This is a genomic window from Herbidospora daliensis (assembly GCF_001570585.1).
GTDB classification, from domain to species: domain Bacteria; phylum Actinomycetota; class Actinomycetes; order Streptosporangiales; family Streptosporangiaceae; genus Herbidospora; species Herbidospora daliensis.
Genome location: NZ_BBXF01000002.1, coordinates 364,761 through 376,667, shown reverse-complemented (window position 1 = coordinate 376,667; position 11,907 = coordinate 364,761). Strand labels below are relative to the sequence as shown.

Sequence of the window (11,907 nt, the reverse complement as noted above, 5' to 3'; positions counted from 1 at the left end):
GAAAGTGACAACTTGCCCAGGCAGGACAAGCACTGAAATTTCTCGTATCGGCAGAATAGGCAACGCCAGCGGGAAACGACAGAGAAATGTTTGAGCCGTTACGCCGAAACTTTCACACTGCCGGGGTATGTCCGCGAGGTGGAACTGGAGGGGCAGGGCTGGGTCCAGATCGGCGAACTGGCACTGGCGATGGTGTTGTCGGCCGCGATCGGCCTGGAGCGCGAACGCCGCCAGCACGGGGCCGGCTTGCGCACCCACACGCTGGTCGGCCTGGGCGCGGCGCTCTTCATGATCGTATCGAAGTACGGCTTCGCCGACGTGCTCGGGCCCCGGAACGATCACGATCCGGATGGTGCTGCAGGGCGGAGGGTCGATCTCCGGCCTGGCCCTGGAGCTGACCGACCTCGACGGCGTGCTCGAGGTAGCCGTCAGCTCCCGGTGAAGTCCTCGCCCATCTCGGCGAGGCTGGCCTGGAGCACCTCGCCCAGCGGGCGCGACTCGCGCTCGTCGAGCCAGACGGCGATGGCGACGCGCAGCGCCGCCAGGAAGGCCGCCGCCATCACGCGCGGGCGGAGCGTGTGGTCGGCCAGGCCCTCGCGGGCGGCGACCTCGACGGCGATCTCGGTTTCGAGCAGGGCCTGGTTGGCGAGCTGGCGGGCGAGCAGGGCCGGGTGGCGGCGGGCCAGCCGGGTGCGCATCGCCCACTCGCGGTCGGCCTCCTTGCCCTGGGCCGCGTAGAGCTCGGCGGAGGCGCGGCAGAGCGCGGGCCAGGCGCGTTCGCCGGCCGGGCGGCGGCGGATGCCCTCGACGAGGTCCTGGATGCGCTGCTCCTCGCCGTAGAGGACGGCGTCCTCCTTGCCGGCGAAGTAGTTGGAGAACGTGCGCCGGGAGATGTTGGCGGCGTCGGCGACGGCCTCGACGGTCACCGCGTCGAAGCCCAGCTCGACGGTCAGCCGCAGCGCGGCCTCGTGGACCGCCTGCCTGGTCTCGGCCTTCTTCCGCTCTCTCAGTCCCACAGCAGGCACCCTACTGTCCGCACAAATTTGCGCAATGGGTAAAGTTGCCTCGTGAGCAAAAATTCTCGGCAAGTCCTGGAGGCGCTCAGCGGCCTCCTGCTCGTGCTGTTCGTCGCGATGATCTCCAGCACGATCGTCTCGGTCGCGCTGCCGCAGATCATCACCGCGCTGAAGGGCACCCAGTCGCAGTACACCTGGGTCGTCACCGCCTCTCTGCTGACCGCGACCGCGACGACCCCGATCTGGGGCCGCCTCGCCGACCTCTACAACAAGAAGACCCTTCTCCAGGTCGCCGTCGGCCTGTTCCTCATCGGCTCGCTGGCCTGCGGGTTCGCCCAGGACACCGGGCAGCTGATCGCCTTCCGGGCCGTCCAGGGCCTCGGCATGGGGGCGCTGCAGGTGCTCGTCCAGGTGATCATCGCGGCGATGATCCCGCCGAAGGAGCGCGGCAAGTACAACGGCTACCTCGGCGGCGTGATGGCCGTGGCGACCGTCGGCGGCCCGCTGCTGGGCGGCGTCATCGCCGACACCTCGTGGCTCGGCTGGCGCTGGTGCTTCTGGATCGCCGCGCCGTTCTGCCTGGTCGCGTGGGCGCTGCTGTTCAAGACCCTCAAGGTCGAGACCGTGCGCCGCGACGTGAAGGTCGACTACGCCGGGGCGGGCCTCATCGCGGCCGGCGTCAGCGTGCTGCTCGTCTGGATCACCTTCGTCGGCAACTCCTTCGACTGGATCTCCTGGCAGAGCGCCGTCATGGTCGGCGGCTCGCTCGTGCTGCTCGGCCTGGCCACCTACGTGGAGTCGCGGGTCAAGGACCCCGTCGTCCCGCTGCACGTCATCAAGCAGCGCACGCCGGCCCTGGCCATCCTCGCCAGCCTCGCGGTCGGCATGGCGATGTTCGGCGGCGCCGTCTTCCTCGGGCAGTACTACCAGGTCGGCCGGGGCTTCACGCCCACCGAGGCCGGGCTGATGACGATCCCGATGATGGCCGGCGTGCTGCTCTCCTCGGCGATCTCGGGCCAGATCATCTCCCGCACCGGCCGGGTCCGCCCGTGGATCATCTCGGGCTCGGTCATCCTCACCGTCGGCTTCCTCGGCCTCTCCCGGATCGACCACACCACCTCGATCTGGTGGATCATCCCGGCGATGGTCCTGGTCGGCGCCGGGGTCGGCATGTCGATGCAGAACCTGGTGCTGGCCCTGCAGAACACCGTGGCCCTGCACGACCTGGGCGCCGCCAGCGGCGCGATCACCTTCTTCCGCTCCCTCGGCGGCACCATCGGCGTCTCGGTCCTCGGCGCAATCCTGGCCGACCAGGTCGCCGAGAACGCGGTGAAGAGCCCGCTCCCGGTGGCGTTCGCCGACGCGACCGGCCACATCTTCCTGGTCTCGGCCGCCATCGCCGCCCTGGGCGTGGTCGCGACGTTGTTCTTCCGCCCGGCCCCGCTGCGCGAGACCGTGGAGAAGGAGGACGCTCCCGTCCCCGCCGGGGTGAGCTGACCGCTCAGGGGCGGCTGCCGATGCCCGTCGCCATCTCGCGGGCGCGTCCCTCCAGGCCCGTCTCGGGCTTGAGCGGGGCCGTGTCCATTCCCGCGCCCTCGCGCAGGCCCTTCAGGAAGGCGAGGATCGCCTCCTGGGAGTCGTGCGCAGGCGTCCAGCCGAGCTCCTCGCGGGCCCGCGAGGTGTCCATGACCGGGATGTGCAGGGCGATGTCCAGCATGCCGGGCATGGTCGGGATCAGCCGCAGCCGCCAGGCCGCCGAGACCGCGATGCGGGCCAGCCCGGCGGGCACCGGCACCAGCCGGGCGTCGAGCAGTTCGGCCACCATGGGCATGTCGAGCACCGGCTCGCTGGCGATGTTGAACGCGCCGCGCACCGGCTTGGTCGCCGCCAGGCGGTAGGCCTGGGCCGCGTCGTCGGTGTGCAGGATCTGCAGCTTGAGCCCCGGGATGTCGGGGACCAGCGGGATCCGGCCCGGCCGGGGCGCGAGCGGGCCGACGAAGAGCCGCCGCTGCTGGGTGGCGGCCTCGCGCTTGAAGATGAACCCGGGGCGCATCCGCACCACCCGGACGTCGGAGTGGTCGCGCTCGAAGACGTCCAGGACCCGCTCCAGGTAGGCCTTCTCGCGGCCGTAGGGCGCCCCGGGCCAGCCGTGGGTGGGCCAGGTCTCGTCGACCAGGCCGCCGGGCGAGTAGGCGCCGACGGAGGAGGCGTACACCAGCGCGGGCACGCCCGCCTCGGCGACGGCGTTGAAGACGCGGATGCCGCCGATGACGTTGTTGCGCCAGGTCAGGATCGGGTTGCGCATGGGCTGGAAGAGCCAGGCGAGGTGGATCACCACGTCGGCCCCGGCGAAGATCTCCACCAGGTCGTCGGTGGAGATGTCCGCCGCCCGGAAGACGGTCTTGCCTCCCATCGCCCCGGGCAGCCGACGGGCCACCCCCACGATCGAGGTGACCTCGGGATCCGCTTCCAGAGCCGCGAGGACACTCGTGCCGACGTTTCCGGTCGCACCTACCACGATTACTCGCATATCGGGCGAATGCCCCAGGGTATGCACCCGAAACTAGACCTGGGCCGTCAGGCCCTCGCCCATGGGGAACCAGGTCAAGGGCAACTGAGCCTGGACGATGCCCTCCCGGCCGTCCCGGAAGTGCGACCAGCCCTCCCAGTGGACGGCGAAGACGTTGGCCGGCGCCATGTCGCCGAGCAGGGTCACCGCGTCGCGGCCCGTCATCGTGTAGCGCAGCGGGCCGGTGATCGGGAACCGCACGCCGCCCAGGTGGAAGACGACCGTGCCGGGCTTCAGCGTGCGGGCGGTCTGCCGGAGGGGGGCGTACAGGACGGTGTCTCCCGTGATCCACAACGGGCCGTGGGTCTGGCCGGGCCATTCGAGGGCGAACCCGATGACGTCGCCGACGATGGGGTGGCTCAGCGGCGGCCCGTGGCGGCAGGGGGTGGCGGTGATCTTGACGTCGTTCAGGCGGGTGCTCTCGCCGGGACGCAGGCCCGTGCCGCCGATCCGGGTCGCCCCCGAGTGGGTGGTGATCACCAGCGGGACGTCCTTCAGGAAGGCGCGTCCGGCGGCGTCGAGGTTGTCGTCGTGGTGGTCGTGGGTGAGCAGCACCGCGTCGACCGGCCCGATCTCGTCGGGCGTGAGCGCCGGTCCGGCGACCTTGGTCGACGAGGTGCCGAAGCCGAAGTTGTACCTCCGGCCGGGCGCGTCGAAGGTCGGATCGGTCAGCAACCGGAGACCCTCGAACTCGATGAGTAACGTCGGGCCGCCGACATGGGTGAATGCAACCTCCGTCATGCCCCGTATTTTGGCGTTCCGGGCATGTCCGGCGGGAGTCCCCGGCTCCGACGTATCAGGTGAGCGAAGGGAGATCGGATCATGAAATACATGATCATGCTGTACGGCTCACAGCGTGACTTCGACGCCATGGCGACCGGCGGCCCCGAAGTGGCCGAGATGCACGCGTTCATGGAGAAGTGGAACAACGACCTGGTCGAGTCGGGCGAGTTCGTCGACGCCAAGGGCCTGTCGGCGCCCGTCCACACGCGCCGGATCTCGTTGCAGGGCGGGGTCCCGGTCGTCACCGACGGCCCCTACCCGGAGACCCAGGAGGTGCTGGTCGGCTACACGATCGTCGAGTGCGCCGGCTTCGACCGCGCCACCGAGATCGCCGCCCAGCTGGCCCGCACGCCCGGCCAGGAGGGCGAGGGGCAGTACGTCGACGTGCGGCCGATCATGGAACACTTCGACGACATGTTCGAATGAGTCGTGACGTGGAGGACCTGCTGCGCGAGCACGCGCCGCGGGTCCTCGCCGCGCTGGTGCGCCGCTACGGCCACTTCGACACGGCCGAGGACGCCGTCCAGGAGGCGCTGCTGGCCGCCGCCATCCAGTGGCCGGCCGAGGGGGAGCCCGACGACCCGAAGGCGTGGCTGATCACCGTCGCCGCCCGCCGCCTGACCGACCTGCTGCGCAGCCAGCGGGCCCGCCGGGAGCGCGAGGAGGCGGTGGCCCGCTGGACCCCCGTCCCGGCCGACCCGCCCGCCACCGGAGACGACACCCTGGTGCTGCTGTTCATGTGCTGCCACCCGTCGTTGTCGCCGGCGTCGCAGATCGCGCTGACCCTGCGCGCCGTCGGCGGCCTGACCACGGCCGAGATCGCCCGCGCCTTCCTGGTCCCCGAGGCGACCATGACCCGGCGCATCACCCGCGCCAAGCGGACTATCAAGGAGAGCGGCCAGCCCTTCGGCCTGCCCCGCGACCGCGCCGACCGCCTGGGCGTGGTCCTGCACGTCCTCTACCTGATCTTCAACGAGGGCTACGCGACCACCTCGGGCCCCGAGTTGCAGCGGGTCGAACTGGCTCGCGAGGCGATCAGGCTGACCCGCATGCTCCGCCGCACCCTGCCGCACGACGGCGAGGTCGCGGGCCTGCTGGCGCTGATGCTGCTGACCGACGCCCGCCGCGCCGCCCGCACCGGCCCCGGCGGCGCTCTGATCCCCATGGACGAGCAGGACCGCTCCCTGTGGGACCCGGCCCAGATCGCCGAAGGCGTCGCCCTGCTGGAGGAGGCCCTCCCGCGCGGCGAACCGGGCCCCTACCAGCTCCAGGCCGCCGTCGCCGCCCTCCACGACGAGGCCCCGGCCCCCGCCGACACCGACTGGCCCCAGATCAGGGCCCTGTACGACGCCCTCTACGAGATGACCCCCACCCCGGTGGTGGCCCTGAACCGGGTGGTCGCCCTGGCCATGACCGAGGGCCCGGCCGCCGGTCTGGCGGCGCTGTCGGAGATCCGCCCGGTCGACCACCGGGTGCTCGGCGTACGGGCCCACCTGCTGGAGCTGACGGGCGACCTGACGGCGGCGCGGGCGGCCTACCTGGAGGCCGCCGAGGCGTCGACGAGCCTGCCGCGCCAGCGCTACCTCCAGACCAGAGCCCGGCGATGTCGGTAGAGGCCTTGACGACTGAAGCTAAAGCTATTAGCTTTTGAGCTATGAGCATTAGCTACTTGGAGCGCGAGGGCGGCCGGATCGCCTACGAGATCGACGGCGACGGCCCCCTGGTCGTCCTGGTCCACGGCATGGGCGACGGCCGCAGGGCCTTCCGGTTCCTCGCGCCGAAGCTGGTCGCGGCCGGTTACCGGGTCGCCTCGGTCGACCTGCGCGGGCACGGCGACTCGTCCGCGAAGTGGGCCTCCTACACGCGTACCGACACCGCGAACGACGTCGTCGCGCTGATCAGAGAGCTCGGCGGCCCGGCCGTCGTCGTGGGCCACTCGTTCGCCGGCGGGTCGGCGACGATCGCGGCCGTCGACGCGCCCGACCTGGTCAGCGCCGTCGTGCTGGTCGGGCCGTTCACCCGGGCGCAGAAGATCGACTTCGGCGCCCTGCTGCGCGACGGCCACCACCGGCGCGGCATGATGCTGCTGATGGGAACCGCGGCCCTGCGCAGCGTGAAGTTGTGGAAGAAGTACCTCGACCACGCCTACCCGGGCGTCAAGCCCGCCGACTGGCAGGCCTACCTCAGTGAGCTGGAGACCACGCTGCACATGGACGTCGTGGCGAAGATGGGCATGAACCCGCCGGTCGACGCGGGCGAGAAGCTGCCCCGGCTGAAGGCCCCCGCGCTGGTCGTGATGGGCGACCGCGACCCCGACTGGGGCGACCCCCGCGCCGAGGCCGAGGGCATCGCCGCGACCGCGCGGTCGGCGACCGTCGCGATGATCCCGGGCGCCGGCCACTACCCCCACGCCCAGTTCCCGAACCAGGTCGCCGACGTCATGCTGCCGTTCCTCGCGGAGCACACGCGTGGCTAGGGCGGGCCTGACGCCCGAGATCGTCGTCGACCTCGCCATGGCGATCGTCGACGAGCACGGCCCGGCCGCCGTCACCCTGTCGGCGGTCGCGGCCCGTGCCGGGGTCGCCACGCCCTCTCTCTACAAGCACGTGCGCAACCTGGCCGAGCTCACCGAGCTCGTGTCGATCAGGGTGATGGGCGAACTGGCCGACCGCGCCTTCGCCGCCGTCGCCGGCCGGTCGGGCGAAGACGCCCTGCGCGCCTACGCCGACGCCTGGCGCGGCTACGTGAAAGACCACCCCGGCCGCTACGCCGCCATGATCCAGACCGCCTCGCCGGAGTTGTCGAAGGCCGGCCAGAAGCTCATCGACATCAGCCTGGCCACGCTGCGGTCGTACGGCCTCGAAGGCGAACAGGCCATCCACGTCACCCGCGCGCTGCGCGCCGCCATCCACGGGTTCGTCACCATCGAGGCGGTCGGCGGTTTCGGTCTCCCGTACGCCATCGACGAGAGTTACCACCGGCTGATCGGGATGGTGATCTCGGGCCTGCCCGAACCCGTGTGACAAGATCGCCCCATGTGTCACAGCACCGACAGCAGGCCACCCGCGCCGCCGGTGGCGGGGGCGGTCGCCTCTCATGAGCAGACCACGCTGACCAGCGAAGACGGCACCCGCTTCCTGGCCTACCGGGCCGAACCCGCCGAGCCCAACGGCCGTTCGGTGATCATCCTGCCGGACATCCGCGGCCTCCACCCCTACTACCAGGACCTGGCCGTCCGGTTCGCCGAAGCGGGTTTCCGCACCATCGCGATCGACTATTTCGGCCGCACGGCCGAAACCGATGATCGGGGCGAAGACTTCGACTGGCAGCCCCACATCGCCCAGGTCACCCCGGAGCAGGTCGGCATGGACGTCGCCGCCGCCCGGGCCGAGCTGCCCGCGCCGGTCTTCACCGTGGGCTTCTGCTTCGGCGGCTCCCACTCGTGGCGGCTGGGCGCCCACGGCAGCGGTCTGGCGGGCGCGATCGGCTTCTACGGGGCGATCCGCCGCATCGGCGAGGTGCCGGCCACGCCCGGCGCCCCGATCCTGCTGCTGCGCGGCGGCGCCGACACGGCGTCCACCCCGGAGGAGTTCGACGGCTTCACCGCCGCCCTCGACGCCGCCGGCACACCCAACAGGTCTGTCATTTATGACGGCGCCCCCCACTCGTTCTTCGACCGTTCGTTCGCCGAATGGGCCGAGGCCTGCGACGACGCGTGGCGCCAGATCATGGACTTCACGGCGGTTCACTCCCAGTAAGAGAACTGTCACTGAGAGTGTCATCGTGGCCGCTCGCCCGGGTTGGTGACCATCAAGGTCCCCCCACCCGTGAAGGGAGTGGCCCGATGGCTACCAAGTTTCAGTACCGCAAGATCACCGGTGTCTTCCGCGCGATGGACGTCGACGGCGACGGCTACCTGACCGAGTCCGACTTCGAGGCGCTGGCGAGCCGGTGGGCGGCGATCCAGGGGCAGCCCAAGGGCCGCATCTACGCGATCATGATGAACTGGTGGGCCACCCTCCTCACAGCCGACCGCGACGGCGACGAACGGGTGACCCTCGACGACGTCATGGTGATCGTCGACCGCCTCAACGAGATGCCCCACGCGATGGCCACCACGGCCCTGTCGATGTTCGACGCGGTCGACGCCAACGCCGACGGGCAGATCTCGGCCCGCGAGTACAACCAGCTGATCGTGGGCTGGACCGGCGTGCCGACCGACACCGACGACGTCTTCGACGAACTCGACGGCGACGGCGACGGCTACCTGTCGCGCTCGGAGTTCGGCGAACTGTGGGCGGAGTTCTGGTCGGGCGACGACCAGCGCTCGTCGGGGTCGCTGGTCTTCGGCCGGATCGATGTGCCGGCCCGCTGAAATGACAGACCCGGTTGCGACAATGGCGCGATGCCGCGCGAACTCGAAGACCTCCCCTACGCCCCCTACCTCGAACTCCTGACCGGAGACCTCGAACGGGAGGGCGACTACGACGGCGTCCATCTGCGTGACGCCACGTTCGACGACGTCAACACGGTCGGCGCCCGGTTCATGGAGTCGGCGGTCCAGCAGGTCACGATCAACGACAGCCGCATGGACCGGAGCCGCTACAACGACGTCTGGTTCCACACCGTCCGGTGGATCGGGGTGAACCTCGCCGAGAGCGACTGGTTCGACGTCGAGGTGATCTCCAGCGCGATGTCGGGCGTGCCGATGTTCGGCTCCCGGGTCCACCAGGTGACCTTCCACAACTGCAAGCTCGACTCGGTGAACCTGCGGTCGGCCACGTTGCGGAACGTCATCTTCGAAGACTGCCTGCTGCGCGAGGTCGACTTCGCCGGGGCGACCCTCAAGGAGGTGTCGTTCCCGGGGTCGGAGCTGGAGGAGCTCCGGTTCGACAAGGCGCAGCTCACCAAGGTCGACTTCCGGCAGGCCCGCAGTCTGGGTATCGACGGCGGTCTTGAGTCGCTGCGCGGCTCGACGATCTCGATGAGCCAGCTACTCGACCTGGCCCCACGTATGGCTCACTCGCTGGGGATCTCCGTACGCGATTGACCGCCGGTCCATGTGCCGGGCCGCGATGAACACCACGATCGCGATGACCAGCAGCGGGATTCCCTTGGCGAAGGTCGAGTCGGGGAGCAGGGGCGAGTCCCACCAGGCGTGCATCAGCATGGCCAGGATCCAGGTCGAGACGGCCACGGTGACCCGCGTCGCGGCGGTGCGGTCGGTGCGCGCGATGGCGTAGCCGAGGCCGGCTCCGGCGACCGCGGTCATGGCCCAGTGGCTCCACCAGGCCGAGTAGACCAGCCGGGCGAACAACGATTCGACGGTGTCGCCGCTCTGCATGATGCCGCCGGTCGCGATGATGGTGTTGAAGACGTACAGGAGGTCTTCGACGATCTGGAAGGCCAGGCCGACGATCGCGCCGTAGCCGAATCCGGCCAGCGCACCCGACATGACCCAGGGGGCGATCAGCGCGATCAGGGCGACTCCGGCCAGTTTCGCGGTCTCCTCGTCGAGCGGGGCGACGATGGCGTCGGCCCAGCGGTCGGCGAAGAGCGGGGTGGTGGTCTTGGTGAGGATCGCGTTGAAGGCGGTGTTGGCCAGGAACGCGACGCCGAACGCGGCCAGGCCGCCCCAGGCCAGGGCCATCCACGAATAGCCGATCGGCGCGGCGCGCAGCGGCCGGATGCGGGTGAACAACCAGAACGCGACCAGCAGCACCGGCACCAGCACGCACAACGCGATCAGGGCGCCGACCGTGAACACCCGGGCCTGCGGGACGAGCGTCGTGTAGACGAGCAGGGTGCCCATGACGACGCCGAGGAGCCAGACCCAGAAGGCCGGGCGGCCGGTCACTGCGGGGCTCCGGCGAACTGGATCGAGGCGATCATCTGGGTGATGTCGTCGCTGCGGGAGGCGATGGCGGCCGGGTCGCCGGCCACCAGCACGCTCGCGCCCTGCGTGGGGGCGGCGAAGACCGCCTGGGTGCCGATGTGGTCGTCCACGGTGATCATGCCGGCCAGGCCGGGCACGCCCTGCGTGGTCGTGATCGGGGTGGGGCTCTCGGCCGTGATGGGCACGCCCTGCGCCTGGAAGATCAGGCGCTGGCCGGCCCAGAGCTCCTGCGGGGTGGCCGCCTCGACGTCGATCACGCCGAGCTGCACGGTCGCCCCGCCGCTGACCAGCGACACCGACTCCGACAACGACGACGCGCCCTCGTCGAACGCCCATCCGGCGGGCACGACCATGGAGATGGGGCGCGATCCGCCGTCGAGCTCCTGGCCGACCTCGACGACGCTGCCCGCCTTGAGCGGCACGGCGCCGTCGGCGACGACCGAGTTCGCCAGCGGCAGGCCGATGGCCAAGACCGCGAGTATCACCAGGACCACGATCGATCCGGGCCATCCGGTGCGCGACATGAGACCCCTAAAGACCAGGGGGGATGCCCCGACTCATAACCGGCTACGTCAGAACAAAACCTGCTTCGCGGGCGAGCTGGAGCTCTTCCCGGGTCTCGACGACCACGACCGGCACCCCATCGGTGCTGATCAGGCCGTCGTCGGTACGGTTGCCACCCACCGGCTCCCGCACTCCCAGCAATCCGAGGCGGCGGCAGACGCCCACGCGCACCTCCGGCTGGTCCCAGCCGATCTCGCCGGTGAACACCAGGGCGTCGAGTCGGTCGAGCGAGGTCGCGGCGGCGGCGATCTCGCGGGCGACGCGGTGGCAGTAGACGTCGAGGGTGAACGTGTCGCCCGCCTCGACCAGGTCGCGGGTGTCGCCGGAGAAGCCGTCCGAGAGGCCCAGCAGGCCGGAGTGCCGCTCCAGCCCGTCGCGGAGCTCGGCCAGGGTGAGCCGCCCGTCGAGGAGCCACAGCAGCATGCCGGGGTCGACGCTGCCCGACCGCTTGCTCATCGGCACGCCCTCCAGAGGCGTGAAGCCCATCGAGGTGTCCATCGACCGGCCGTCGCGCACCGCGCACACCGACGCGCCGCCGCCCAGGTGGCACATGACCAGCTGGGACGCCTCGACCAGCTCGCCGGCCCGGCGGAGGGCGTGGGCGTAGGAGAGGCCGTGGAAGCCGTAGCGGCGCAGGCCGAAGCGGGTGCGCCAGTCGGCGGGGATCGGGTAGGTCGCCGCCACGTCGGGCAGGCCGGCGTGGAAGGCGGTGTCGGGGCAGAGCACCTGCGGCACGTCGGGCAGCGCCTCCAGCGACGCCCTGATCAGCTTCAGCGCCGGGGGCAGATGAAGCGGGGCGAGGTCGGAGATCTCCGACAGCCGGTCGACCAGCTCCACCGAGGCCCTGACCGGTTTGCGCACGATCGGCCCGCCGTGCACCAGCCGGTGGGAGATCGCGTCGGGCTTCTCGTCGAGGAACTCCAGCAGGGCGTCGGCCGAGGTGGGGGCCTGCTCCACGTGGTGCTTGGCGAGCACGTCGCCGTCCGAGGAGACGAGGTGGAGCTGCAGACTCGACGAACCGGCGTTGACCGTCAGAACTCTCACGACAAGGACACTTCCCCGCGAAGCCGGGTAGAGAC

Annotated in this window: 14 protein-coding genes and 1 pseudogene; 9 read left to right on the top strand and 6 right to left on the bottom strand. The window is 70.6% G+C overall.

The window, feature by feature from the left end:
- Positions 1-189 precede the first annotated feature (189 nt).
- Positions 190-255: pseudogene (locus AW274_RS43135) on the top strand (hypothetical protein); the annotation flags it as partial.
- A gap of 173 nt (positions 256-428) precedes the next feature.
- Here the strand turns inward: AW274_RS43135 and AW274_RS07995 are convergent.
- On the bottom strand, positions 429-1,016 hold the full coding sequence (locus AW274_RS07995; RefSeq protein WP_083973932.1) for an acyl-CoA-like ligand-binding transcription factor: 588 nt from the start codon (positions 1,014-1,016) through the stop codon (positions 429-431).
- Between the two features lie 51 nt (positions 1,017-1,067).
- Between AW274_RS07995 and AW274_RS07990 the strand changes: the two genes are divergently transcribed.
- Positions 1,068-2,513 carry an MDR family MFS transporter gene (locus tag AW274_RS07990; RefSeq protein WP_062430443.1) on the top strand — a complete coding sequence of 482 codons (1,446 nt, stop codon included), beginning with the start codon at positions 1,068-1,070 and terminating at the stop codon, positions 2,511-2,513.
- A 4-nt stretch (positions 2,514-2,517) separates the two neighbouring features.
- Here the strand turns inward: AW274_RS07990 and AW274_RS07985 are convergent, their stop codons facing one another.
- Positions 2,518-3,546: an NAD-dependent epimerase/dehydratase family protein gene (locus tag AW274_RS07985; RefSeq protein ID WP_062430442.1), complete on the bottom strand. Its 1,029-nt coding sequence runs from the start codon at positions 3,544-3,546 to the stop codon at positions 2,518-2,520.
- A 33-nt stretch (positions 3,547-3,579) separates the two neighbouring features.
- Positions 3,580-4,326, bottom strand: coding sequence for an MBL fold metallo-hydrolase (locus AW274_RS07980; protein WP_062430441.1), 747 nt, complete (start codon positions 4,324-4,326; stop codon positions 3,580-3,582).
- 81 nt (positions 4,327-4,407) lie between these two features.
- Here AW274_RS07980 and AW274_RS07975 point away from each other — a divergent pair, with 81 nt between their 5' ends.
- The 7 genes from AW274_RS07975 to AW274_RS07945 all read left to right on the top strand — a co-directional run bounded on the left by AW274_RS07975 (position 4,408) and on the right by AW274_RS07945 (position 9,418).
- Positions 4,408-4,794 carry a YciI family protein gene (locus AW274_RS07975; protein WP_062430440.1) on the top strand — a complete coding sequence of 129 codons (387 nt, stop codon included), beginning with the start codon at positions 4,408-4,410 and terminating at the stop codon, positions 4,792-4,794.
- Entirely contained in the window at positions 4,791-5,981 is a 1,191-nt protein-coding gene (locus AW274_RS07970) for an RNA polymerase sigma factor (RefSeq protein ID WP_062430439.1), read from the top strand. Before AW274_RS07975 ends, AW274_RS07970 begins: the two co-directional genes overlap by 4 nt.
- A gap of 41 nt (positions 5,982-6,022) precedes the next feature.
- Complete coding sequence (locus AW274_RS07965; RefSeq protein WP_062430438.1) at positions 6,023-6,844, top strand: alpha/beta fold hydrolase; 822 nt, start codon at positions 6,023-6,025, stop codon at positions 6,842-6,844.
- Entirely contained in the window at positions 6,837-7,391 is a 555-nt protein-coding gene (locus AW274_RS07960) for a TetR/AcrR family transcriptional regulator (protein ID WP_062430437.1), read from the top strand. Before AW274_RS07965 ends, AW274_RS07960 begins: the two co-directional genes overlap by 8 nt.
- A gap of 12 nt (positions 7,392-7,403) precedes the next feature.
- The gene (locus tag AW274_RS07955) at positions 7,404-8,126 is read left to right on the top strand and encodes a dienelactone hydrolase family protein (protein ID WP_062430436.1); all 723 of its coding nucleotides are present in this window, start codon (positions 7,404-7,406) and stop codon (positions 8,124-8,126) included.
- Positions 8,127-8,212: 86 nt separating this feature from the next.
- A complete protein-coding gene (locus AW274_RS07950) occupies positions 8,213-8,743 on the top strand; it encodes an EF-hand domain-containing protein (RefSeq protein ID WP_062430435.1) in 531 nt (176 codons plus the stop codon).
- A 30-nt stretch (positions 8,744-8,773) separates the two neighbouring features.
- The gene (locus AW274_RS07945; RefSeq protein WP_062430434.1) at positions 8,774-9,418 is read left to right on the top strand and encodes a pentapeptide repeat-containing protein; all 645 of its coding nucleotides are present in this window, start codon (positions 8,774-8,776) and stop codon (positions 9,416-9,418) included.
- Here AW274_RS07945 and AW274_RS41160 read toward each other — a convergent pair.
- From AW274_RS41160 to AW274_RS07930, 3 genes are read right to left on the bottom strand one after another with little or no spacing between them, the layout of a single operon-like run.
- The gene (locus tag AW274_RS41160; protein ID WP_062430433.1) at positions 9,362-10,225 is read right to left on the bottom strand and encodes a PrsW family intramembrane metalloprotease; all 864 of its coding nucleotides are present in this window, start codon (positions 10,223-10,225) and stop codon (positions 9,362-9,364) included. The genes AW274_RS07945 and AW274_RS41160 overlap by 57 nt on opposite strands.
- Positions 10,222-10,788, bottom strand: coding sequence for a hypothetical protein (locus AW274_RS41155; protein WP_062430432.1), 567 nt, complete (start codon positions 10,786-10,788; stop codon positions 10,222-10,224). Before AW274_RS41155 ends, AW274_RS41160 begins: the two co-directional genes overlap by 4 nt.
- A gap of 43 nt (positions 10,789-10,831) precedes the next feature.
- The gene (locus AW274_RS07930) at positions 10,832-11,872 is read right to left on the bottom strand and encodes an acetate/propionate family kinase (RefSeq protein ID WP_062430431.1); all 1,041 of its coding nucleotides are present in this window, start codon (positions 11,870-11,872) and stop codon (positions 10,832-10,834) included.
- Positions 11,873-11,907 lie beyond the last annotated feature (35 nt).